At 71.7% G+C, this 23,899-nt stretch carries 21 protein-coding genes and 1 pseudogene; 7 read left to right on the top strand and 15 right to left on the bottom strand.

Annotated features, from left to right (window positions below):
- Positions 1–8: 8 nt before the first annotated feature.
- Positions 9–1,100: a polyamine ABC transporter substrate-binding protein gene (locus WMF36_RS47260; protein ID WP_437577449.1), complete on the bottom strand. Its 1,092-nt coding sequence runs from the start codon at positions 1,098–1,100 to the stop codon at positions 9–11.
- A 60-nt stretch (positions 1,101–1,160) separates the two neighbouring features.
- Entirely contained in the window at positions 1,161–2,006 is an 846-nt protein-coding gene (locus WMF36_RS47255) for an ABC transporter permease (RefSeq protein WP_437577448.1), read from the bottom strand.
- A 343-nt stretch (positions 2,007–2,349) separates the two neighbouring features.
- Here WMF36_RS47255 and WMF36_RS47250 point away from each other — a divergent pair, with 343 nt between their 5' ends.
- The 7 genes from WMF36_RS47250 (at position 2,350) to xylB (ending at position 8,759) form a co-directional block, all read left to right on the top strand.
- Positions 2,350–2,799, top strand: coding sequence for a DUF2203 domain-containing protein (locus WMF36_RS47250; protein WP_437577447.1), 450 nt, complete (start codon positions 2,350–2,352; stop codon positions 2,797–2,799).
- Between the two features lie 10 nt (positions 2,800–2,809).
- Positions 2,810–3,388, top strand: a complete 579-nt coding sequence (gene folE, locus WMF36_RS47245) for a GTP cyclohydrolase I (protein ID WP_437577446.1) — start codon at positions 2,810–2,812, stop codon at positions 3,386–3,388.
- Entirely contained in the window at positions 3,385–4,071 is a 687-nt protein-coding gene (locus tag WMF36_RS47240) for an SDR family NAD(P)-dependent oxidoreductase (protein ID WP_437577445.1), read from the top strand. The genes folE and WMF36_RS47240 overlap by 4 nt, the downstream gene beginning before the upstream one ends.
- 143 nt (positions 4,072–4,214) lie before the next feature.
- Positions 4,215–4,880, top strand: coding sequence for an LON peptidase substrate-binding domain-containing protein (locus tag WMF36_RS47235; protein ID WP_437577444.1), 666 nt, complete (start codon positions 4,215–4,217; stop codon positions 4,878–4,880).
- A gap of 135 nt (positions 4,881–5,015) precedes the next feature.
- Entirely contained in the window at positions 5,016–6,002 is a 987-nt protein-coding gene (locus WMF36_RS47230; protein WP_437577443.1) for a hypothetical protein, read from the top strand.
- A 153-nt stretch (positions 6,003–6,155) separates the two neighbouring features.
- Positions 6,156–7,166, top strand: coding sequence for a zinc-dependent alcohol dehydrogenase family protein (locus tag WMF36_RS47225; protein WP_437484993.1), 1,011 nt, complete (start codon positions 6,156–6,158; stop codon positions 7,164–7,166).
- 36 nt (positions 7,167–7,202) lie between these two features.
- Positions 7,203–8,759: a xylulokinase gene (gene xylB / locus WMF36_RS47220; protein ID WP_437577442.1), complete on the top strand. Its 1,557-nt coding sequence runs from the start codon at positions 7,203–7,205 to the stop codon at positions 8,757–8,759.
- 36 nt (positions 8,760–8,795) lie between these two features.
- Here the strand turns inward: xylB and WMF36_RS47215 are convergent, their stop codons facing one another.
- From WMF36_RS47215 to WMF36_RS47155, 13 genes and pseudogenes are all read right to left on the bottom strand, one after another.
- Positions 8,796–10,289 carry a DNRLRE domain-containing protein gene (locus WMF36_RS47215; RefSeq protein ID WP_437577441.1) on the bottom strand — a complete coding sequence of 498 codons (1,494 nt, stop codon included), beginning with the start codon at positions 10,287–10,289 and terminating at the stop codon, positions 8,796–8,798.
- A gap of 159 nt (positions 10,290–10,448) precedes the next feature.
- Positions 10,449–11,258: a metallophosphoesterase family protein gene (locus WMF36_RS47210; protein WP_437577440.1), complete on the bottom strand. Its 810-nt coding sequence runs from the start codon at positions 11,256–11,258 to the stop codon at positions 10,449–10,451.
- A gap of 6 nt (positions 11,259–11,264) precedes the next feature.
- The gene (locus tag WMF36_RS47205; RefSeq protein ID WP_437577439.1) at positions 11,265–12,218 is read right to left on the bottom strand and encodes a diacylglycerol/lipid kinase family protein; all 954 of its coding nucleotides are present in this window, start codon (positions 12,216–12,218) and stop codon (positions 11,265–11,267) included.
- 292 nt (positions 12,219–12,510) lie between these two features.
- On the bottom strand, positions 12,511–14,280 hold the full coding sequence (locus tag WMF36_RS47200) for a sensor histidine kinase (protein ID WP_437577438.1): 1,770 nt from the start codon (positions 14,278–14,280) through the stop codon (positions 12,511–12,513).
- Between the two features lie 68 nt (positions 14,281–14,348).
- Entirely contained in the window at positions 14,349–15,005 is a 657-nt protein-coding gene (locus WMF36_RS47195; protein WP_437577437.1) for a hypothetical protein, read from the bottom strand.
- 292 nt (positions 15,006–15,297) lie between these two features.
- Positions 15,298–15,600, bottom strand: a pseudogene (locus WMF36_RS47190) (hypothetical protein); the annotation flags it as partial.
- 320 nt (positions 15,601–15,920) lie between these two features.
- Complete coding sequence (locus WMF36_RS47185; RefSeq protein WP_437577436.1) at positions 15,921–17,630, bottom strand: cytochrome-c peroxidase; 1,710 nt, start codon at positions 17,628–17,630, stop codon at positions 15,921–15,923.
- A gap of 536 nt (positions 17,631–18,166) precedes the next feature.
- The gene (locus tag WMF36_RS47180; RefSeq protein WP_437577435.1) at positions 18,167–18,427 is read right to left on the bottom strand and encodes a hypothetical protein; all 261 of its coding nucleotides are present in this window, start codon (positions 18,425–18,427) and stop codon (positions 18,167–18,169) included.
- 300 nt (positions 18,428–18,727) lie between these two features.
- A complete protein-coding gene (locus tag WMF36_RS47175; protein WP_437577434.1) occupies positions 18,728–19,576 on the bottom strand; it encodes a carbohydrate ABC transporter permease in 849 nt (282 codons plus the stop codon).
- On the bottom strand, positions 19,573–20,454 hold the full coding sequence (locus WMF36_RS47170) for a carbohydrate ABC transporter permease (RefSeq protein ID WP_437577433.1): 882 nt from the start codon (positions 20,452–20,454) through the stop codon (positions 19,573–19,575). The genes WMF36_RS47175 and WMF36_RS47170 overlap by 4 nt, the downstream gene beginning before the upstream one ends.
- On the bottom strand, positions 20,451–21,803 hold the full coding sequence (locus WMF36_RS47165) for an ABC transporter substrate-binding protein (RefSeq protein WP_437577432.1): 1,353 nt from the start codon (positions 21,801–21,803) through the stop codon (positions 20,451–20,453). Before WMF36_RS47165 ends, WMF36_RS47170 begins: the two co-directional genes overlap by 4 nt.
- Before the next feature lie 37 nt (positions 21,804–21,840).
- The gene (locus tag WMF36_RS47160) at positions 21,841–22,965 is read right to left on the bottom strand and encodes an ABC transporter ATP-binding protein (RefSeq protein ID WP_437577431.1); all 1,125 of its coding nucleotides are present in this window, start codon (positions 22,963–22,965) and stop codon (positions 21,841–21,843) included.
- Positions 22,966–22,974: 9 nt separating this feature from the next.
- Positions 22,975–23,799: an HAD family hydrolase gene (locus WMF36_RS47155; RefSeq protein WP_437577430.1), complete on the bottom strand. Its 825-nt coding sequence runs from the start codon at positions 23,797–23,799 to the stop codon at positions 22,975–22,977.
- Positions 23,800–23,899 lie beyond the last annotated feature (100 nt).

Below are 23,899 nucleotides of genomic sequence, written 5' to 3'. Positions count from 1 at the left end.
CCCGCCGCTCACTGCGATGCCTTGAGGTCCGTCACCAGCTTGTCCACGTCCGCCGCCGCCTTCCCGATGTCGTGGAAGGTCTCCATCCCCGCGAGGGGCGGGTAGCTCGCCGGGTTGGCGAGCTGCTCGGGCGTGAGCAGCTTGCGCGCCTCCGTGTTCGGGTTCGTGTAGGGGAACTTGTCCGAGATGAGCTTGCTGACCTCCGGACGGAGGATGTAGTTCATGAACATCTCCGCGCCGATCTTGTTCTCGGCGTTCTCGGGGATCGCCAGGCTGTCGATCGCCTTGTGCGCCCCCTCGGTCGGCAGGATGAACTGGAACTTGTTCTTGTTCTCCTGGTAGAGCAGGGCCGCCTCCCCGCTCCAGATGACGCCGATGTCGACGTCGCCGTTGAGCAGCGCCGTCTTCGGGCTGTCGGAGTCGAACACCTTCACGAGCTTGATCCACTCCGCCAGGGTCGGCTTGATCTTCGCGAGGTTCTCGGGCGTCACGTCGTTGGCGTTCATCCCCATCGTCACCATCACCCAGGACACGATCTCGCGGGCGTCGTTCAGGGCCACGATGCGCCCCTTGTACTTCGGCTGGAACACGTCCTTGTAGCCCTTCACGGGCTCCTTCACCTTCTCGGTGTTGACGACGATGCCGACCGTCGTGCCCATCCACGGGACCGTGTACTTGAGCTCCGGATCGTGCGGCTGGTTCCTGAACGCGGGCGCGATGTTCTTCAGGTTCGGGATGCGCGCCTGATCGAGCGGCTTCAGCTTCTTCTGCTTGACGAGCGCCTCGATCGCGTACTCCGAAGGCTGGATGAGGTCGTACCGGGTGCTCCCCGCGAGGAGCTTCGACAGCATCTCCTCGTTCGAGGCGTAGGTCTCGTAGTTGACCTTGATCCCCGTCTCCTTCGTGAAGCCGTCCAGGATCTCCTGCGGGATGTACTCGGACCACCCGAAGAGGTTGAGCTCGCTGCCGGCCTTCGGCTCGGGCGCGGGGGCGCTGCCCGAGCCGGTCGCCTGGGGCGCCGGGCCCTCCTTCTTCCCGCAGCCGAGCAGGGCCACGAGGGGGACGAACATCAGGATGAGGAGCGCTGAGATGCGTTTCATTGGCCTATTCCTTGTCTTGCCTGCGCCGGCGCAGGCGCTCGCGCCGCGCGTCGGTCCCCTTCAGCTCTCGTCGGGGAGCCGCCTCGCGGTGCCCTTCAGCGACTCGGCGACCACGACGAGCATCGCGGTCGCGACGATGAACACGGTCGAGATCGTGTTCAGCATCGGGTTCAAACCGACCTTCGCCATGCCGAACACCTTGATCGGCAAGGTCTCGGACTTGGGCCCGCGCGTGAAATACGTGACGATGAGCTCGTCCATCGACAGCGTGAACGACATCAGCGCACCGGAGATGATCGCGGGCAGAAGGTAAGGCACCATGATCAGGAAGAACGCCTTGAGCGGCGTCGCCCCGAGGTCCAGGGCGGCCTCCTCGAGGGACGGGTCGAGCCCCGCGAGCCGCGCCTGGACGGCGATGAGCACGAACGGGAAACAGAAGGTGACGTGCGAGATGATGACCGTCGTGAAGCCGAGCTCGAGCTCCACCGTCTTGAAGAAGATGAGCAGGCTGATCCCCATGATGATCTCCGGGATGATCATGGGAATGAAGATCAGCGCGGTGATCGACCGGAGCGCAGGGAACCTGTACCGATAGAGCAGGAAGGCGCCCGCCGTGCCGAGGACGACCGAGAACGCCGTGGTGATCGCGGCGATGATCACGCTGTTGCTCAGCGATTCGATGAGCGGCGACCGGCGCTCGTCCCCGAGGTGCGCGACGAGCTCGTCAAAGAGCTGCCCATACCACTTGAAGGTGAACCCCTCCCACACCACGCTCATCCGCGAGTCGTTGAACGAGTAGACGACGAGGAGCAGGATCGGGAGATACAGGTAAACGAGCACGAGCCCGCTCCAGCCGCAGAGGAGCAGATTCGACAGCTTGATGCCCGACATCGTCCGGAGTCGCATGCGGCGGCCTCGCAATCTTACAGGATCGCTGCGCGAGCTTATCGCCTGAGGAACGCCGGTTGCAACACATTGCCGGATGAAGGGGCGGACACGGCGGAGGGGAACGATGCCACCCTGGCTGTCGTTCTTCGCGACCTCCGCGACGCGAGGGCGGGCCCGCGCGTCGCGGACGCGTGGTCAGCGCAGGCGACGTGGCCGCGCGTGGGCGGGCCCGGCAGCGGCCGCAGCCGCGTGGACCCGCCCGCGCGGCGCATCCTTCCGGACAAGCCCTTGACACCGCACTCTCCTCCGCTTACCGGCCCTGCATGACTGGGTTGTCGCGCCGCCTTTCAGGTGAGGTCCCGTGAACACTCCCCGCATCTGGACGATCGAAGAGGCGAACGCGCTCGTCCCGGAGCTCTCGTCGCTGATCCGCCGGCAGCTCGCCCTGGCGAGCGATATCGAGCGCAGCTGGCAGGAGCTCGTGCACGCCGTGGAGAGCCCGGCGGTGACGCCCGACCAGCTCATCGAGCTGGCGCGCAGCGGCAGCGAGCAGGCGCGGGCGCGCGAGCGCGAGCTCTCGGAGAAGATCGCGGCGTACGAGTCCGGGTGGCAGGAGGTCGAGGAGCTCGGGGTCGTCGTGAAGGACCAGCGGATCGGGCTCTGCGACTTCTATGGCCGCCTCGACGGCGCCCTCGTCTGGCTCTGCTGGCGCTACGGCGAGCCGGCGGTCGACCACTACCACGGGCTCGAGGCCGGCTACGCCGGGCGCAGGCCGATCACCGCCGCCACGCGCCGGCAGCTGCTCAACTGACGGGGCCCCGGTGATCGATCGGCAGAGAGCAGCCCGGGCGATCGAGGAGTTCCTCCGCGCCCTCGGGCGCGACCTCGAGGGGGAGCTCGCGGGCACGGGCGAGCGCGTCGCCGACGCATGGGCCGACGATCTGATCGAGGGCGAGGCCATCGACGCGGCCGCGGTGCTCCGCGAGGGCGCCATGGAGACGGGCCCCTTCGAGCGCGGCCTCGTCGTCGCGCGCGATCTCTCGGTGACCACGATGTGCCCGCACCACCTGCTGCCGGGGCACGGCACCGGGATCGTCGCCTACCTGCCGGGCGCGCGGGTCGCCGGCATCGGCACGATCGCGCACGTGCTCGACGCGCTCGCGCGACGGCTAACCCTGCAGGAGCGCATCGGCGGGCAGCTCGTCGAGCTGCTCGTCGGCGAGCTCGGCGCGCGCGGCGCGCTGTGCAAGCTCACGTTGACCCACACCTGCCTCATCGCCCGCGGCGAGCGCAAGGCCGGCGCCCTCATCGAGACCGTCGCGGTCGCCGGCGCGTTCGCCGAGCCGGGCCCGGAGCGCGATCTCGCCTTTGCCGCCGCGCTCTCCGGGGGGCGGGCGTGAGCGGCGTCGCGGTCGTCACGGGGCCGAGCCGCGGCATCGGCCGCGCGACGGCGCTCGCGCTCGCGCGCCGCGGCCTGTCCGTCGCGCTGCTCGGCCGCCCGAGCCCGCGCCTCGACGCGGTCACCGACCAGGTCCGCCGGCTCGACGTCGCCGCGCTGCCGGTCCCCTGCGACGTCGCCTCCGAGGAGCAGGTGGCGCGCGCCTCCGCCGAGGTCGTGGCGTGGCTCGGCGCGCCCCGCGTCGTCGTGAACAACGCGGGCGTCGTGCGCCGCGGGACGCGGGTCCACGAGACCGCGCCCGCCGCCTGGGACGAGGTGATCGCCGTCAACCTGCGCGGCCCCTTCCTCATCGCGCGCGCCTTCCTCCCGGCCATGCTGGCGCAGGGCCGCGGCCGGCTCGTCCACGTCGGCAGCATCTCCTCGACCCTCGCGTCCCCGGGCAACGCCTCGTACGCCGCCTCCAAGTGGGGCCTCGTCGGCCTCTCGAAGAGCCTGGCCGAGGAGCTGCGCGGGACGGGGCTCCAGTCCATCGCCGTGCTCCCCGGCTCGGTCGACACCGACATGCTCGCCGGGAGCGGCTTCCCCCCGCAGATGAGCGCCGACGACGTGGCGCAGCTCATCGTGTACGCCGCGCTCGACGCCCCCGACGCCGTGACCGGCTCGGCGCTCGAGATGTTCGGCTGACGAGGCGCGGCCGAGGAGGCTCGGCTGGCGCGCCCCGGCGTCGTCGATCCCCGGCCGACCGCGCACGCGGCCCGGCCTGCCCGTCGAGACCGATGTACGTGGGGCCGCCACCCCCGCTCCCCCGGCGTGCTAGCCTACGACTCGTGGAAACGACGCCTCCGCGACCGGGCGACCTCAACGCGGCCTTGCCCGATCTCCCGCTGTTCCCGCTGCCGCAGACGGTGCTCTTCCCCGGCGCCCTCCTGCCGCTCCACATTTTCGAGCCGCGCTATCGGGCGCTCGTCCGCGACGCGCTCGAGACGCACCGCATCCTCTCGGTCGTCCTCATCACGGACACCCGCGCGGTCGACGCGCACGGCCACCCGGCGATCGCGGGGGTGGCCGGCGCGGGCGAGATCATCGATCACGCCGAGCTGCCGGGGGGCCGCTACAACATCGTGCTGCGGGGCCGCGTTCGCGTCCGCCTGGCGGAGCGCCCGTTCGTGCCGCCCTACCGCACGGCCGCGGCGACCGTCCTCGAGGACGAGCCCGGGGAGGTCCCGGCCCCGGATCACGCCGCGCTCATCTCCACCGCGGCCTCGTTCTCTTCGCTCGTCCGCGAGCGGGACCGCAATTTCGAGTTCCGGCTGCCGCGCGACGCGGCCACCTCGCTCATCGCGGACCTCTGCGCCCACCACCTGATCCTCGACGCCCGGGAACGGCAGGCGGTGCTGGAGACCCTCGACGTCGTCGCGCGGGTGCGCCGGGTGACCGAGGCGCTCGCGCTCCAGCAGCTCGCGCTCGCCTCGGCGGCGCGCGACGTCAACTAGCGCCTCGCCCCGCGGCCGGGGCCGGCGCGGATGGGCCCGATTGCGCGCTGCCGGAGCGCCATACCTGAACACGAGTCCAGAAGCGGCTCCGGAGCGGGGTGCGGTCGTCCCAAGATAGAGTAGGCTGCGCCGCCTATGGCGACCTCTCGTTCAACGGAACCTTCAGCCCCGATCATCGTCAAGCACCCGGGGTGTCCCCAGTGGGGACTCGGATACCTCGTCGAGGAGCGCGACGAAAAGCGCTTCTACGATTTCGAAGACGGCCACAATCACTCCATCGCCAAGGCTTTCTGGTCGAAGCTCGAGCCGGTGCAGCTCGGCGACGACGAAGCGAACGCGCTCGAGGCCAGGATCCGCGGTCTCCGCGACCGGCCGTCCTCCGCCGCCAGGAAGCAGCGCGCGCGCGTGGTCGCGCCGCCGCTCACGAGCTTCGACGAGCAGGTCACGAGCTTCGAGTCGCAGTTCGAGGGCGGGTTCGGGGGCCCGCACTTCGTCGCCGAGGAGCGCGGCGCCGTCGGGGCCCACGCGCCCGAGGGCGGGAAGAAGAAGAGCAAGGCCTTCAAGCAGGGCGCCATCGAGACCGCGCGCGCGCTCCTCAGCAAGGGCGAGCTCGAGGCGCTCCTCGCGGCGGGCAACCTCACCGATTTCATGGAGCGGATCACCAAGGTCCACAAGGCGGCGACCGGCCTCCTGCACCCGCTCGGCGACCTCATCCCCTTCAACAAGATGCCGGCCGAGCACCACCGCGCCTATGCCGAGGCGGTCGTCGATCTCCTCTATGGCGCGGACGACTACCCCGTGCGCTTCGACCGGTTCGCCGGCGTGCTCGCGGCGGCCAAGGTCGCCACGTGGCCGCTCACGACGATCCTGAGCGCGCTCGTCTACCCGGGCGAGCACGTCTTCGTGAAGCCCTCCTTCTTCGAGAAGCAGGCCGTCGTGCTCGGCTTCAACCTCGCCTACGATCGCGTGCCGACCGCCGAGGGCTATGCCCGGATGCAGTCGCTCGCGCGCGACCTCGAGCGGCGCCTGCGCGAGCGCAGCCTCGCCCCGCGCGATCTGATGGACGTCTACGCGTTCCTCTGGCGCACGATCTCCCCGCCCAAGCAGTCCGCGAAGTCCTGACATCCCGCGTCAGCCCGCCCTGCGCGACGGCGCGCGGGGTGGCGCTCGACGGATCTCGACGCGCGGCCGCGGCGCGCCTATGCGACGGCCACGAGAGGGCCTCGCAGCGAGCAGCCGCGCGCTGCCTCCGCGACGGCCCGAGGAGGGTCTCGCATGAAGGCAGCCGTGCTCGAAGCCGTGAAGAAGATCGCCGTACGCAACGACGTCGCGCCGCCGCAGATCGGCCCGCGCGACGTCCTCGTCCGGGCGAAGGCGTGCGGCATCTGCGGGACCGACGTGCACATCTGGGAGGGCGATTTCTTCCCGACGTTCCCGCTGATCCCGGGGCACGAGCTCGCCGGCGAGGTGGCCGCCGTGGGCGACGAGGTCGAGGGCCTCCGGCCCGGCGATCGGGTGATGGTCGACCCGACGGTGACCTGCGAGGAGTGCCATTTCTGCATGATCAACCGGCAGAACCACTGCCTGAAGTGGAACGCCGTGGGCGTGACCCGCGACGGCGGCTTCGCCGAGCTCGTCCGGGTGCCCGCGAAGAACTGTTATCGCTTCGAGCGCGTCTCGTTCGCCGAGGCGGCGTTCTGCGAGCCGCTCGCGTGCGTCGTCTTCGGCCAGGATCGCGCGCGCATCGAGATCGGCTCGGAGGTCCTGGTCCTCGGCGCCGGCCCGATCGGCCAGCTCCACCTCCAGGCGAGCCGCGCGAACGGCGCGGCGGCGGTCACCGTGGTCGACGTCGTCGAGTCGAAGCTCGATCTGGCGCGCCAGCACGGCGCGACCGAGGTGGTCCTCGCCGACAACGCGCTCGCGGCGAAGCTCAAGAAGATCGCGCCCTACGGCTTCGACGTCGTGATCGACGCGACCGGCATCGCGCGGGTCCTCGGCGACTCGCTCCAGTACGTCAAGAATGGCGGCCGGTACCTCGTGTTCGGCGTGTGTGGGCCGCACGACAAGGTCGAGATCTCGCCGTTCGAGGTGTACCGGCGCGATCTCGAGATCATCGGCAGCTTCGCGATCAGGAGGACGTACGACCGGGCATTCAAGCTGATGGAGCGCGGGGCCGTCGACGTGAAGAGGCTCCTCTCCGAGGCGATGCCCGTCGAGGAGCTCCAGCGCGGGCTGGAGATGATGAAGAAGGGCACCGCGCCCATGAAGCTCCAGATCGTGTTCTAGCCGCTCACTTTCACTTTACGAAAAAGGACGCTCTTCATGGCCATCGTGATCGGAATCGACGTCGGGACCAGCGGCCTCAAGGCCATCGCAGTCGAAACGGAGCGCGGCGCGGCGGTCGCGTCGGCGCACCGCGAATACCCGCTCTCCACGCCGCACGCCGGGTGGGCCGAGCAGGATCCCGAGGACTTCGCCGCGGCGGCGCTGAGCGCCCTCGGCGAGCTCGCCCGCGCCCTCGGCCCGCGCCGGGACGAGGTGCGCGCGATCGGGCTGACGGGGCAGATGCACTCGGCGGTCTTGCTGGACGAGCAGCAGGCCGTCATCCGGCCGGCGATCCTGTGGTGCGACACGCGCACCACGGCCGAGTGCGAGGCGATCCGCGCGAACCCGAAGGTCGGCGACGCGGGGCTCGCGCGCCTCGTCGGCAACCGCGCGCTCGAGGGGTTCACGCTGCCGAAGCTGCTCTGGCTGCGGGAGCACGAGCCCGAGGCGTTCGCCCGCGTGCGCGCGGTGCTGATGCCGAAGGATTTCGTGGGCTTGCGGCTGACGGGCGAGCTCGGGACGGACGACAGCGACGCGAGCGGCACGCTGGCGTTCTCGCCGGGGGATCGCTCCTTCAGCGCCGAGCTCCTCGGGGCGGTCGGGGTCCCGCGCGCGGTGTTCCCGCGGTCTGCGCCCTCGAACGCGCCGCTCGGCCAGCTCACGTCCGAGGTCGCGACCGCGACGGGGCTGCCGGCGGGCACGCTCGTCGTGCGAGGCGCCGCGGACAACGCGGCGGGCGCGGTGGGGCTCGGCATCGTGCGCAGCGGCCGGGCGATGGCGTCGGTCGGCACGAGCGGCGTGATCCTCGCGCACACCGACTCCTGGATCGTGGAGCCCGAGATGCGGCTCCACAGCTTCTGCCACGCGGTCCCGGGCCGGTTTTACCTGATGGGGGTGATGCTCGCCGCCGGCGGCGCGCTCCGCTGGTACCGCGACGTCCTCGGCGACGGCGAGCGCCTGGCGGCCGAGATCCGCAAGGTCGATCCGTACGAGATCATCGCCGACACGGCGTCGACGGCGCGCCCCGGCGCGGGCGGCGTCGTCTTCCTGCCGTACCTGATGGGCGAGCGCACGCCGCACAACGACGCGGCGGCGCGCGGCGCGTTCGTGGGGCTGAGCGCCCGGACGACGAAGGCCGACGTCTCGCGCGCGGTGCTGGAGGGCATCACGTTCGGGCTCGCGGACTCGCTGGATCTGATGCGCGGCGTGGGGCAGACGAACGGCGCGGCGGCGGTCACGATCGACGAGATCCGGCTGACCGGCGGCGGGGCGCGCAGCGCGTTCTGGCGCCAGCTGATGGCCGACGTCTTCGAGGCGCCGGTGGCGATCACCACGTCGACCGAGGGGCCGGCCTACGGCGCGGCGCTCCTCGGCGCGGCGGGCGCGGGGCTGTTCTCGTCGGTCGAGGAGGCGGCGGACGCGTTCGTCCATGTCGTCTCGCGCGTCGCGCCGGATCCGGCGCGCGCGGCGCGGTACCGGGAGATCCACGCGGTGTACCGGGGGCTCTACAACGACCTGCGCGGGCGGTTCCGGGAGCTCGGGAAGCTCGCCTGATCGGGTGACGACCTCGGGGCCGCCACAGCACAGCGCTCAGGGCGGCCCCGGCAGATAGCAGAGGTGCATCCACGGACGGCTCCGGTGAGATAAGAAGGCTGCATCGCTGGCGAGGAGCTGGGTCTGCGCACCGTCGTCCGCGCGGAGCAGGATCCCGTGATCGTCCGTTTCGCCGCCGAGCCAGCTCGCCACGAGCCCGGTCACATCGAACGAGAGGCCCCCCTCAGCCTCCACGCGGGCCGTCTCGTTGCCGGCGGTCGCGACCGGGGTGGGGTCGAACCCGTCCGGTCCGAAGGACGCCCAGGACTCGCTCTCTTCCCAATCCCGCACCACGCGGTGCACGCTGATCGTTCCCGGCCCGCTCGTGCTCGCCACCTTGAGCCCGACGCGGACCGTGAGCAGCGTGGCCCCTCGGGGGACCGCGGCGAGCTCGAAGCGGACCAGAGCGCTGCGAATCGCGTCGGTATTGGGCGGCGTCCCAACGAGCAGGTCAGCGCGCTCGCCGAAGCTCTGCTCGGGCTGGTCGCTCGCGATGTACGTATCGCGGACCGGGCCGGGGGTGGCGCTACTGCGTTGGATCCAGCGGGCCTCTAGCCTCGATTTCTCGCCGGCAAGCACCTTGTCCAGGAACTCGTCGCGGATGCCAGGAAAGGTGACGCGTGCGAACCCGCCCGCGACGTTGCAGAGCTCGCCACCGGCGACCAACGTGATGACACCTGCGACGACCTCAACGCCGCCTTGCGGGATCAGCGCTGGACCGCCGCTGTCGCCGTAGCACAGGCCGCCTCGATCGTTCGCCTGATCGGTGAGAAACGTGAGCGGCGCGATCTCGCTGACCCGCGCTTCGACCTTCCGGCGGAGCGTGTTCGTCGCGGGGGTGATGCCGTAACCTACGAGAGTGACGGCGCTGCCGACCGTGAGCTCGTCCGACGCCGATGCGAGCGGAATCGGGCTGACATTGAGCGCGCCAGAGCCTCTGGCCGTCACGACACAGACATCATAGCCATAGAGCGTTCCGGCGCGATCATCGTAACATGGATGACGCTCGAACGAGTCGACAGGGAGAATGACCGACGGATCGTCGTAATCGAAGCCAATCCGGACTTGCTCGGGAGGAGACGAGTCCCTGCAGCAGTGCGCTGCGGTGAGCACGTGGACCTTGCCACCTTCAGTGCTCCGGTGAACGATGGTGCCGCTACACGCCTGGCCGCGTTTCCCGCGCATCACGACGACCGACGTGTGCGTATTGTCGGCACGGGCGCCAGTGCCGATGATCGCGGCTCGCTCCTCCCCGCGCTCCTCGCGAGAGACCCTCTCGGTCGGTTGCGCACAGGCCGGCGGCAAGAGCACGAAAATCACCAGCCAGGCCACCGCCAGCTTTTTCATGATTTGACTTCCCCCCAGATCACCTGCGCTCGACCGACGCGCACGCGATGCCATCACGCGTTCTGGACGGTTCCCGCTGTTCATCCGTCCGAGAGGAATCTTGCTGGCGGTCGGTGCGCTGTCAATGCTCGGCAGCGCTACCACGCTCGCACTGCAATCTGCGCCCAGCACAACCGGCAGCTTGGAAAACTCATCTTCACCCCTCTCGCAAAGAACGAGACGGCGCGCATTCTTCAGAGATCGCCCATTTCACGTCGCAAGCGCATCCCGCCCGCTCCACGGCAGGAGCCGCTCGCGCCAAGCCTACGCCGCCCGCACCCAGCCGCGCGGCGTCTCCTCGAAATGCTCTGCGCTCGCGATCCCGAAGACGCTGCTGTCCGGCTGCCAGAAGTTCCGCTCGATAGCGATCTTCCGCCCGTCGATGCGGATCACGTTGAACGCGTTCTGCTCCCCGCGCCCGCGCGTCGAGGTCGCCGTGCCGGCCTGGATGATGAGCGACGAGTGGCCGCCGGCCTCGAAGCGCTCCGCCGAGTGCCCCGTGTGGCTCAGGTGCAGATGACCGGACAGGATGACGTCGACGCCGCAGCCCGCGATCGCCGCCATCGCCTGCCGCGCGCGCCCGACGATCGCATGCGGCGAGCTCTCGGGCAGATCGAACGGATGATGCGTGACCACGATCTTCGTGATCTCGGGGCCGAGATCGCACATCCTCGCCTTGATCCCCTGGATCTGGTGTTCGTTGATGCGCCCGTCCTTGATGGTCAGCGAGCGCGCGGTGTTGATGCCCAGGACGGCGATCTCGGCGTCGAGATGGAACGGCGAGAGGTCGTCCGTGATGTGGCTCCGGTACCTGTCCAGCGGGCGAAAGAACCTGTCGAACAGGTTGTAGAGCGGGACATCATGGTTGCCAGGCACCACGATCTGCGGCGAGGGCAGCGCGTCGAGGAAGGCGCGCGCCTCGGCGAACTCGGCGCTGCGCGCCCGCTGGGTCAGGTCGCCCGAGATCACGACCACGTGCGGCTCGAGCCCCCCTATCCTCTGGATCAGCGGGCGGAGGATGTCCTTGTTGACTCGGCCGAAGTGCAGATCCGACAGGTGCACGAGCGTGCGCATGATGAATCATCCCCCCAGCGCGGCGACATGATCCGATGATCCCCCCTGCCGTCGTGAGCCCGCGCTGACGTCGGACGACAGGGGCACGATCACACTGAGCGCTTCAGGCCGCGTGCGATAGCACAGCGGCGGCGTCATCTTGAGGACCTCGCCGTCCGCGGCCACGTGGAGGCGGCGCCGATGCGGCGCCTCCACCCGGAGCTCCGTCGTGCGCAAGACGCTGAAATCGCTCGCCTTCTGGATGCGCCCGGCGAGGGCGCTGGCGATGAGCTTGACCCTGGAGAGGCGGCTGTCCGCGTGCGCGACGCACACGCCGAGCTCGCCCGAGCTCGGCGGGCGCTGGCGGGCGAGATCGACATCGCCGAGCTTGAAGTCGTTGTTGGCCACGAACACGAACGGCGTGTCCAGCTGGAGCTCCTGCCCGTCCAGGAGGAGCCGGAGACGGACGCCCTCGTGCCGCCGGATCCCCGAGACGGTCGCCAGCGCCAGGGCGAGCCACTTGTTCAGCCCGCTCCGTTTCCGGAGCGCCTCGCGGTCGCGCACGATGCTCGGATAGATGCCCAGCGTCGAGTTGTTCACGAAGACACGGCCGTTGACCTCGCCCAGGTCGACCCGGACGCGCCGCCCCTCGGCCAGCGTGCGCACGGCGCCCTCGAGGGTCAGCGGAACGCCGAGGTACTTGGCGAAATGGTTCACCGTCCCGAGCGGCAAGACCCCCATCGTCTTGTCGGTGTCGGCGATCGCGGCGGCGACCGTGTTCATCGTGCCATCGCCGCCGCCCGCCACGACGAGGTCATGAGGCCCCCGCGCCGCGCGGCGGGCGAGCTCCCCCATGTGCTGGCCCTTCTCGGCGCACAGCATCTCGGCGTCAAAGCCGCTCTCTTTCAGGAGCTCCCCGAGCCGCACGCGCTGCTCCGCCGCGCGGTTCGACCGGGAAGAACAGTTCAACAGGACAGCCACGGATCGAGGCATCACCACCGCATTTCCAGCAAAAGGGCCAGCGCTCGCGCTCACCGATCCTCGATGAAGCGGATCGCGCGCAACGTTCACCGCTGCGAAGCAATCCGCGCGCCCGACCTGCCCGCCCATCGCCCCGCTCATCGCGCCGGCGAATGCGGCCGCCGGCCGGCTGCGCCGCTCCAGGCCGCCTCACGCGGCGCGGAGCGTGGCAGATCGCCACACTGGCTGCCGCTGGCTGCCGCTGGCTGCCGCGGGTCACCGCTGGGTCGCACGGCGCTGCGGCCGGGCCTCCTCAGCGTACGCCGCTCCCGGTGTCCGGCTCGCTCCGCGGCCAGGTGAAGAAGAACGTGGCTCCGGCGCCCTTCTCCGATTCGACCCACGCTCGGCCGCCCTTGCTGAGCACGATCTTCTGGACGATCGAGAGCCCGATCCCCGTCCCCTCGATGTTGTCGCGCGGATTCAGGGTCTGGAAGATCTCCCAGACCTTCTGGTGGTACTGCGGGGCGATCCCCGGCCCGTTGTCCTTCACCGAGAACTCCCATAGCTCGCCCAGATCCCGCCCCCGCACCTCGACGCGCGCGTCGGGGCGATCGGCATACTTCAGCGCGTTGCCGATCAGGTTCAGGAAGACCTGCTCGAGGGGAACCCGCTCCGCGAGGAGCGCCGGCATGCCCGCCGCGATCTCGATCGAGGCGCCCTCGGGGACCGTGAGCAGCGCGAGGACGTCGTCGAGGAGCTTCCGGACATCCACGCTCTCGGGCCTGTCGCGCACGCGTCCGGCGCGCGAGTAGCGCAGGATCCCGTCGATGAGCGCCTCGAACCGGACCACGCGCGAGCGCAGCAGCTCCATGTGCTGGCGCGTCTCCGGCGACGCCTTGTCCACGAGATCGTCCTCGATCCACTGCGAGAGGTTCGCGATGGCGCGGAGCGGCGCCTTCAGATCGTGGCTCGCCACGTAGGCGAAGCGGTCGAGCTCCTTGTTGCTCCGCTCCAGCGCCTGGATGAGCTCCTGCGCCCGCCGGAACAGGTGCGCGTTGTCCATCGCGATGCCGGCCTGAGCCGCGAGGCCGACCACCAGCCTCTCCGCCCGCTCGGTGAAGACGCCCCGCGCCGAGTGCCCGAAGAACAGCCCCCCGATGACGCTCCCGGAACGGGAGACCACCGGCACGGCCAGGTAGCTGACGACCGGCAAGTGGCCTCTCGGCATGCCGTTGTAAGGGGGGTTGTTCCCGTAGCGCGGATCCTGCGTGACATCGTCGAGGCGCACGACGCCCTCTCCGTTGAAGGTCGGCGCGAACACGTCCGTGTTCCGCGGCATCGGGAACCCGGAGAAGTGCTCCCGGGGCACGCCGGAGATCGTGTAGAGCGTGTAGCTCTTCCCCTCGGCGCTCGTGACATTGTAGAAGAACGCGCCGAACTGGGCGCCGCTCAGCCGCGTGGCCGCGTCGGTCACCGCCTGCACGAGCTTCTCCAGATCCAGCTCGGCGGCGAGCTGCTTGCCCGCCCGATTGAGCAGCTCGAGCGTCTCCCCCTCTTCCTGGAGCCGGTCCTCGGTCTGCTTGCGCTCGGTGATGTCGAGGACGACGGTCCCGACGCCGATGACATGCCCGTCCCTCGCTCGCACAGGGGCGTAATTGACCAGCCAGGAGCGCGGCTGATCCGACGCCCGCGTCTTCCCCGTCACCTCGGCGGTGAACGCCTCCCCCGTCTCCAGGGCGCGCCGGAGCGGGGCGACGATCGCGTCCCCCATCTCCGGGAGCAGCTCGGGCAGGGTCCTGCCGAGGTGCGCCTCGAGGGGGATCCCGTTGATGTCGGCCAGCGCCTGGTTGAGCCGCACGACGCGGAGGTCGCGGTCGATCACTCCGAGCCCGGCGGTCGTCGCCTGGAAGAAGGCGTCGATCAGCGCGCAGTCCGCAGGAGACCCGCGCAGCGCGTCGCGCTCCTGGTCGAGCGGCGCGTCCTCCGCCCCGGTGCGCCGGACCGGCGCGGGCTCTGCCGCCGCGGGCTCCAGCGAAGGCGAGACCGGCTCGGCGGGCTCGCGCCTTGTCTGTTGCGAATGCATGTTCTCGATGGACCTCGTGGGCACAGGCTGTCCGCGCCCGAACGTAGCGCTCGCGCGGCCGGCAGGGATCACCTCGCGAGCGCGGCGAGGCGGCGGAGCTGCTGCGCCGCGAGCTCGGCGCCGTGGACGAGGCCCTGGAGCAGATGGGCGACGGCGCAGTCCTTCGCCGCCCGGGTGGCGCGCGCCGGGCGCGCCGCGAACCACGCGAGCTCGCTCGCGGCCGCCTCGACGAGGGGCCGGCGCGTCGATAGCCACCGCCCGCACCACGCCGCGAGGAGCGTGTCGCCCTCCGCCGCGGCGACGTACTGGATCAGCTCGACAAGGTCGACGCCGTGGCGCATCCCGAGGAGCGTGCCGCGGTAGGACCTCTCGGCGCTCAGCAGCTGATCGGCGATGTGATCGCGCAGCACCGAGAAGGCCTGGCCCACCGCGCTCCCGCCCACGCTGACGGGCAGCCCGCGCTCGCCGAAGAGCGAGGGGAGCTCCGACAGCACGGCGTCCGCGTGGGCCGAGATCGCCCGGAGAGCGTGCGCCGGCGGCACATCGCCGAGACGCTCCGCCTCGACAAGCGGATGCGCCTTCGCCGAGCGCTCCGTCTGGAACAGCTCGCGGACGAGGTTTGCGAGGAAGGTGCGCCCCCTCGGGCTCTCCTCCTGCGGTCCGGACTCGTCGCCCTCCACGCGGCCCTCGCCGTCCGATGCCTCGTTGCTCTGAAGTTCCTGCATGTTCGTCCCCTCTCCCCTCCTCACGCCGAGGTCAGGACCCGCTCGCGGCGCGCCGCGCGCCTGTCCCGGTCCGCCGCGAGGTCGTCTTGCGCGAGGCCCCTGCCCCGCTGCGGCGCGCCGTGCCCTGCGTCGCGCGGGCGCGGCGGCTCGTCGTCTTGCGCGATGCGCTGCCCGCGCGCGCGCTCGTCGCGGCGCTCTTCTTCGTCGCGCTCGTCGCGCTCGTCGCGCTCGTCGCGCTCGTCGCGCTCGCGCTCCTCGGCGCCTTCTTCGCGGCCGTCCCCCGCCCGGCGCTCGCCGCGGCGTTCCGCTTGCGGGTCGCGGCCGCCTTCTTCGCCGCCGCGCTCCTCGCGGAGGCCGGCCGCGCCTTGGACGCGGCGCCTCCTTTGCGGCCCCCCTTCTTCGCCGGCTCCTTGTTCACCGGTTTGCCCACCCCCGAGCCCGACTTCTTCCCTCCGCCGGTCATCTTGTTGACGGTCGCCCAGGCCCGCCGCTCGGCCTCCTCTTCCGGCACGCCGCGCTTCTCGTACCCCTCCTCGATGTGCTCGGCCTGTCGCTTCTGCTTGCCTGTGTAGCTGGATTTGTCGCCTCTCGGCATGGTCTCCTCCTTGCGAGCTCGCGCCTCCGCGCGGTTCCGCTTCTCCGCTGGAAGCCCCGGCTCACCCTGTCGTGAGCAGAAGACAAGACCGTGCCTGTGGCTCGGATCCATCGAACCGCGGTGTCTGCCCCGAGGGCGGAGCAACCGCTGTGCCGTCCGGGGGAGCCGCGACGTCCCCTGACGCGCGTCCGGATTTCCCGTCGGTTGCGGCGCTGGCGTCGCGCTGGTCGGAAGATCACGGGGCGCGATCGTGGCAATCGGCCCCGGGTGATGAGGAACGCCTCAATCGTGTCGCGCGGGGAGCGCGGCGGGGCGAGCGCTCAGAGGGACTCGAGATAGGCGACGAGATCGTCGACCTGCGCCGAGGTCAGACCGGAGACGTCGCCGTGATCATCGCCTCCGCACGCGGGATCGAAGCGATCGCGGAGCGTCGCGGCGCAGCCGTCGTGCATGAACGGGGCGCGCCCGGAGATGCCGATGAGCGAGGGCACCTGGAGGAGCTCGCCGGTCCCGACATCCTCGTTCCGGTTGTTGGTGAGCATCGGGCCGCTGTGGCAGTCGGCGCAGGCCACCTTCTTGTCATGGAAGAGCGCCGCGCCGCGTGACACGGCGGCCTCGTCCTCGGGCGGCGACGCCGGGAAGGCGGGCAGGTTGTCGATGTAACGGGCCATCAGGTCGAGCCGCCGGGCGCCGGGCTTCGGGCCGCCCATGCGGGAGACGAACACCTCGCCCATCAGGCCCGCGAGGTCCTGCATATCGCCGCTCCAGTGGAGGGGCGCCGTCTTCAGGATGCCGCCGCCCATGGCCTGCGTCCGCCGCAGGCCCACGGGATCGAAGTTCCACGTCTGCCCGTCCTCGTGTCCCTCGGGGTGGCACGACGCGCACGCGACGGCGCTGAAGCCGTTCGGCGGGCGATGGAACATCTCGTGGCCGGTGTCTCTCACGCTCTCGCCCGGCAGCGCGATGGTGCGCCCGCCGAGCACCTCCAGGGCGGCCGGCTCGCGCAGCTGCACGACGACGGCGCCCCGGCCGTCGAACGCCACGGCGACCGGCTGCCCGCTCAGCGGCTGCGAGGTGACCTCGGGATTGCAGTTGGCTGTCGCGGAGCTGTTCGTCATGTCGCCGACCGTCGTGGTCACGACAACGTTGTTGCCGGCCCCCACGATGGCGAGGCGCGCGCCGTCGGGCGCGACCGCGATATCGACCGGCAGCGAGACGCCCGGGATCGCGGCCGCGGGCGGCGCGGTGGTCGGTGAGTCGGGAGCGTCCGCCGGGTCGATGCTGCTGATCGTGCCGTGCACGATGTTCCCATCGCAGTCGGCCGCCTGGTAATAACCGCCCGGCGCGAGGGTGACCTGTGACGACATCGCGCGCTGGTGCACCATCATCGCGCCGCCGCCCGCGCGCGGCGTCATGCGCCAGGCCACGGAAGGCGCGTAGTCGGAGGAGCGGATCCCGGTCGAGCGGAAGGCGGGGAGCGCGCGGCGCGAGAGCACCTCGCCGTCCGGGCCCACGACCAGCGTCTCTGCGGACTTGAAGCGGCTGACGAGGAGCCGGTCGCCGTCGACCACGACGTCGCGCAGGTCGGCGGCGGGGCGGAGCTTCCGGACGGCGGGGCCGCCGGAGGCCGGGAGCGTCACGAGCTCACCGCCGGCGCAGGCGACGTGGACGGCGTCGAGGGAGGCGTCGAAGGCGACCCCGCGGGGCGCGCGGCAGACCTCCCTGCGCGCGACGACCGACCGCGCCTCGATATCGAGGGTCGCCACGGCCCCGGCGCGCCGGAGCGCCACGTGGACCCGGCCGCTCGCGTCCTCGACGAGCCGCCCCGGCTCGTCGCCGCGCTCCAGCGCGACCGCCGCCACGTCGCCGCCGTCGAGATCGACGATCCAGACGCGGTCGCGGTCGGCGTCCGCCGCCACCGCCGTGCGGCTGTCGCGGGCGATGAGCAGCGTCCCGCCGCTGATGGCCGGCGGCGGGACCTCCGTCACCGTGATCCGCGGATCAGAGCCCTCGATACCGAAGTTGGGCATCGGTTCGGGGCCCTCCGACCCGCAGGCCCCGAGGAATGACGAGAAAGCGCTCGTGGACACGAGCCCTACCAGGACAAGAGAACGAGATCGTGGCTGACGCATGGGTTCCTCCGTTCGTCGCGCGCGCGAGCTCAGCAAGAAGGATTCCAGGGATATGTCGAGATTTCGACGGCGGAAAGCACCGGGCGGCGCGCGCTGCGCGGAGGCCGGAGCGGGAGGCCGGAGGCCGGAGCGGGAGGCCGGAGGCCGGAGCGGGAGGGGTGTTCTCGGGGGTGGTGTGAACGAGGGCGCGCGCTGCGTCGCGGGCGGCGGGCGATCCGAGTGCGACCCGGCGGTGCCGGGAGCAGCGGCGCGCGCTCCCGGCGGAGGGCGCTCTCGGTTCAGATCGGCGTGTCGTCGCCTTCGAGCGGATCCTCCTCGTCCGGCGGCATGCCGCGGCGCCGCCGTCGCCGGCGGTGCCGTTCCCCGTGCCACCCCCGGCGGCGGCGCCGCCGGCGGTCTCGGCGGTCTTCTTCCGGATCTTGCGGAGGTCGCTGTCAGCGGTAGGTGCCGAATCCCATCTCGTGCTCGATCTTGACCAGCTTGTTGTACAGGCCGATCACGAGCAGGGATGGCACCCACTGGCCGACGAAGTTCGCGATCTGCTTCTTGCCGGCCAGCATGAAGCCGGCGGAGACGAGCATTGAGCCGATCGCCAGCCCGAGGTAAGCGCCCGACGGAACCCTGCCGGTCCTCTCCTCGATCTTCGTCGTGACCCTGCCCTCTTCCTTTTTCATCATTGGTTCGGTCGTCGTCATCGTGGATCTCCTTCCGCGGCGCCCGGCCGGCGCTGCGCTTGCCGCCGCGAGCCGGTGCGACGACCGGGCCAGAAACGAGGGCGTCCGGACGGGAACAAACAGCGCAGCGATTCCCCTCGATCCGGCGCCGAGGCGCGCTGCGCTGCGAGGCGATCGCCGGCGCCAATGAAAGGTGCGATCGCGCCCGGCCGCTCACTGCCACGTCGATGCACACGCCGGCCGGGCAAACCGCGCTATCATCGGCCGCTCGACGGCCTCCGGCGCCGGCCGTGCCCGGGCGCCTGTCCGCTCCAGACCCGCTCAGACCCGCGCCGTCACCGCGCGCAGGAGCTGCCGTTGCGCCGCCGCGAACACGAGGAGCACCGGCAGGCTCAGGAGGACGTTGCCGGCCATCACGAGGTGCCAGCGGACCCCCGTCCCCTGCTCCCGCAGGAGGGCAATCGCGAGCGGCAGCGTGCGCACCTGATCGTCGGTCGTCATGACGAGCGGCCAGAAGTAATCGTTGTAGTGAAAGACGAAGCTGAACAGGAACAGCGCCGAGAGCGTCGGCCGCAGCATCGGGCCGAGGATCAGATAGATGATCCTGAGCTCGCCCGCCCCATCCATCCTGGCCGCCTCGATGATCTCGTCAGGGACCGAGAGCAGCGCCTGGCGCACAAGGAACGTCCCGAGCGCGCTGACCCCGAAGGGGAGAATCAGCGCCGCGAACGTGTTCACGAGGCCGGCCGCGCCGAGCATCGTGAACACGGGGACGAACGTCACCTGCGCCGGGATGAGCAGGCACGAGAGCACCAGGACGAACGCGGCGTTCCGCCCGACGAACCGGAGCTTCGCGAGGGCATAGCCGGCCGGGAGCGCCAGCGCGATCTGAAGGAGCGCGATGGCCGTCGCCATGAGCACGGTGTTGACGAAATACCGCATCACCGGCACCGCCTGGAGCACCTCGCGGTACGCGCCGAGCTGGATCGCTTGCGGCAGCGGGTACGCCGGAGCACGGGTGATCTCGGGCAGCGTCTTCAGCGAGGTGATCGTCATCCACGCGTACGGCCCGAGCCACACGACGGCCACCACGAGGAGCACGACGTCCGAGATGAGCCGGCGCGCACCGGAGCGCCCCGCGGCCGCGCCGCCGCTGCGCAACACCGTCATGACGGCCGCCTCCCCTCGCGCGGCGCGCCCGCGCGGAGCGCCCAGAGCTGCAGGACCGTCAGGAGGAGCAAAAACCCGAAGAAGATCACGATCATCGCGCTCGCCCGGCCGACCCGCAGGTTCACGAAGACATGCTCGTAGATGGCGTAAACGAAGAGGGTCGTCGACTTGACCGGTCCCCCCTGCGTCATCACGCGGATCACGTCGAACGCCTGGAAGGAGAGGATGAGGCTCGTCGTCGCCACGAAGGCGGCGCTCGGGCGGAGCAGCGGCCACGTCACGTGGCGGAACCGCCGCCACGGGCCGGCGCCGTCGAGCGCCGCCGCCTCGTGCAGCGCGCGGGGGATGTCCTGGAGGCCCGCCAGGAAGATGACCATCGCATACCCGGTGATCTTCCAGACGCTCACCGCGGCCAGCGCGAGCAGCGCCGACCGGGGGTCGCCGAGCCAGCTCATCGTCGGGAGACCGAGCCCGCGGAGCGCCGCCGAGAAGACCCCGTCGGCGTCGAGGATCCACATCCAGAGGAGCGCCACCGCGACCCACGACACGACATAGGCGCTGAACACCGCGCCCCGCACGAAGGCATAGACAGGCCCCGGCCGATCGAGCGCCACCGCCAGCGCGAGCCCGAGCGAGCCGGAGAGCGTCACCACGACGGCGCTGTAGCCGAGCGTGCGGAGGAGCGTGCCCATGAGCTCGCCGCTCCCGGCGAGGACCTCGTAGTTCCGCAGCCCGACGTAACGCGGCGGCGTGAGCAGGTCCCACGCGTAGAAGCTGTTCCTGGCCGCGAGCAGGAGCGGGACCAGGAAGAACACGGCCAGGAAGGCCGCGGTCGGCAGGAGGAGCAGATAAGGCGAGAAGGGGTGCCTGGGCTTCATCGCTCGCGCGCCACGCGGACGGCCTCGGAGAGGGTCTCGGCGGCGTCGCGCTGGGCGAGCACCGCCTCTTCGAGCCGAGGCTGCACCGCCTCGCGCTGGACGCGGAACAGGTCCGGAGACCAGGGCCAGGGCGCCGCGTGCGCGAGCTGGTCCACGGCGACGCGGTCGTTCGGGTGCGCGGCGTAGTAGCCGCCCCGCGTGAGCTCCTCGAGGCCGCGCCGCGAGACGGGCATGTAGCCCGTCCGCGTCGCCCACGCGTTCGCCTGCGACGGCTGCATCATCCAGCGCAGGAACGCGAACGCCGCCTCCTGCGCCGCCGGCGCCGCGCCCCGCGGCATCACGAACATCGTCCCGCCCGTGGGCACCGAGGAGCGCACGTCGCGCGGCAGCGGGGCCGCGCCGACCTCGAACTTCCCCGCGCCCGCCTGGCCCGCGTTCTCCTCCAGGTACCGGAGGAACGCGGTCGAGGTCCAGATCATCGCGACCCGGCCCGAGAGGAAGTCGGTGTTCGTCACCTGCCACGCGTTGTAGTCGCGCCCCGGCGGCGGCTTCATCGTGCGGTCCTCGTGCACGAGCGTCTGCCAGAACCGGAGCGCGCGCACGCCCGCCTCGCCGCCGAACGCCGGCGCGCCGTCCGGGCCGAGGAGCTCGCCGCCCGCCTGACCCACGAGCGCCGCCCAGAACCACCAGTCGATCGGGCACTCGAACCCCCACCGGCGCGTGCCGACGCCGTCGCGCACGACGAGCCGCGCCGCCGCCGCGCGGAGCTCGTCCCAGGTCGACGGCGGCGACAGCCCGAGCTCGCGGAACACATCGCGGTTGTAATAGGCGATCGGCGTCGACCGGTTGAACGGCAGGCACACGAGCGGGCGCTCGCCCCCGCCGACGAACGTCCCCGCCTGGCCGAGCGCCTCGACCACGTCGAGGTCGGCGTGCCCGGCGTCGGGCGCGCCGAGGAACCGATCGAGCGGCTCGAGCACGCCCGCCTCGGCCAGGTAAGGCACCACCTCGCCGACGACGTGCGTCAGCGCGGGCGCCGCGCGCGCCGCGAGCGCGGTCCGCAGCTTGGCGAGCGCCTCGAAGTAGTCGCCCTGGTACACCGCGTCGATGCGGTAGCGGCCCTGCTCGCGGTGGAACTGGTCGATGAGCGACAGGAGCACCTCGCGGTTCTTGCCGCCGTAGGCGAACCACAGCGAGGCCTCGATGCGCCCGTCCGGCGCGCGCCGCGCGCAGCCGGTCGCGCCGGACGCGGCCACGGCGATCGACGCGGCGAGCGCCCGGAGCGCGTCGCGCCGCGAGCAGGCGGCCCTCGCCCCGGACCGCGCCGCGCCGCGCGCGCGCCCGCTCACGAGGCGGCCTCCCCGCGCACGGCGCGGCCTCGTCCGCTCATGACGCGGCCCGCGGCGGGGCGATCCGCGCGCCGGAGCCCGCGTCGAACCAGAGCACGGCGCGCGGATCGAGCCGCGCGCGCACCGCCTCGCCGGGCGCGGGCGTCGCGAAGCCGTGCGCCCTCGCGCGCAGCCGCGTCCCGCCGGCGTCGAGGTACAGGTACGTCTCGGCGCCGAGCGGCTCGGCGATCACGACGCGCGCCTCGACCTCCACCTCGCCCCGCGCCGCGGCCCCGGCGTCACCCCACGCCCCCGCGTCTCCCGGCCCCGGCGCGACGCGCAGGTGCTCGGGCCGCACGCCCGCGATGGCCCGGTCGGGGAGCGCCATCCCCGGCGGGGCGGGCAGCGAGAGCGCCGCGCCCTCGTACCGATCGCCGGCGCGCTCGAGCGGGATCAGGTTGATCGCCGGCGTGCCCAGGAACCCGGCCACGAAGGTGTTCGCCGGCGCCTCGTAGATGGCGCGCGGCGGGCCGACCTGCTGGAGCTCGCCGGCGCGCAGCACGGCGATGCGGTCGCCCAGGGTCATCGCCTCGATCTGGTCGTGGGTCACGTAGACCGACGTCGTGCCGAGGCGGCGCACGAGCGCCGCGAGCTCGACCCGGAGCTCGGCGCGCAGCGCGGCGTCGAGGTTCGAGAGCGGCTCGTCGAAGAGGAACGCCGCGGGGGCGCGCACGATCGCGCGGCCCATGGCCACGCGCTGGCGCTCGCCGCCCGAGAGCTCGCCGGGGCGCCGGTCGAGCAGGTGGCCGATGCCGAGCAGCGCCGCCGCCTCCTCGACGCGGCGCGCCCGCTCCGCGCGCGCGACCCCGCGCATCCTGAGCGGGAAGCCCAGGATGTCGCGCGCGATCATGTGCGGGTACAGGGCATAGCCCTGGAAGACCATGGCCACGTCGCGGTCCTCCGGCGCGACGCGGCTGACGTCGCGCCCGCCGATCGAGACCGCGCCGCCGTCGGGGCTGTCGAGGCCCGCGATCAGCCGGAGCGCCGTGGATTTGCCGCAGCCGGAGGGGCCGACGAGGACGAGCAGCTCGCCGTCCTCGACCTCGAGATCCAGACCGGCGAGGGCGGGCCGCTCGGCGTTGGGGAAGCGGCGGGTCAGGCCGCGGAGCGAGAGGGTGGCCATGGCGGCAGCTCAGGTGGCGAGCAGGACGAGCCCGGGGATCGTGTCCGCGACCGCGAGCAGCTTCGGGCTCGGGGAGACCGCGACGGGCACCCGCGCCGTCCTCAGCAGGGCGGCGTCGTACGCGCTGTCGCCGAAGGCCGCAAGCACCGCGAGCTCGGGGAACATGCGCTCGAGGGCGCGGATCTTCCCGTCGCCGTAGGTCGCGACCGCGCCGAGCTCGGGGGCGAGCCGGCCCTCGCGGACGGCCGGGGTCATGGCGGCGATCCGCTCGGGCGCGATGCCGAGCCGCCGGACGGCGCGCTCGATCACGGCGCGCGGGGAGGCGGACACGACGTACACCGGGACGCCGCGCGACCGCGCCCAGTCGAGGATCGGCAGGAGCGCCGGCCGGATCCGCCCTGCGTGGCCCTTCTCCTCGAGCACGCGGTCGACCAGGGCGGCGAGCTCGTCCTCGCGCCACCCCGCGAAGGCCCAGGCCATCATCGCGAAGGCCCGGTCCTCCGGGTAGCGCTCGGCGGTGAACGCCGCGTAGAGCGCGCCGGCGATCTCGTGCGCGCCGCCCTCCGCGGCGACGCCGAACGCCTCGGCCTCGCGGCGCAGCGCCGCCTCGGCCTCGGGCCGCGCGCAGCGCCCGGCGAGGAACGCCTCGAAGAGGTCGACGCCCACGTCACCCTCCCAGAGGGTGCCGTCCGCGTCGAACGCGAGGGCGCCCGGGCCGACGGCTCCGTGCGCAGCCTCGATCCTCCGCAGGATGTCGCTCGTGCTCTCGCGCGGGATGGCTGATGATGCTGCGGATGCCGCCGCCGCGCTGCCGTCGAGGTGTGCCGCTGTCATGGTCTCCCGGGGCCGGACGCCGGGTCCGGCCGAGGGCTACGCCTACTGCGGCGCCCGCGTCGCGTCACGCCTGTCAACGTCCCGTCACCCGGGCGGCGGC

The organism is Sorangium sp. So ce887 (genome assembly GCF_051521455.1).
In the GTDB taxonomy this organism is placed as follows: domain Bacteria; phylum Myxococcota_A; class Polyangia; order Polyangiales; family Polyangiaceae; genus Sorangium.
The sequence above is the reverse complement of the archived record's forward strand: the minus strand, read 5'-3'. Positions and strand labels throughout refer to the sequence as shown.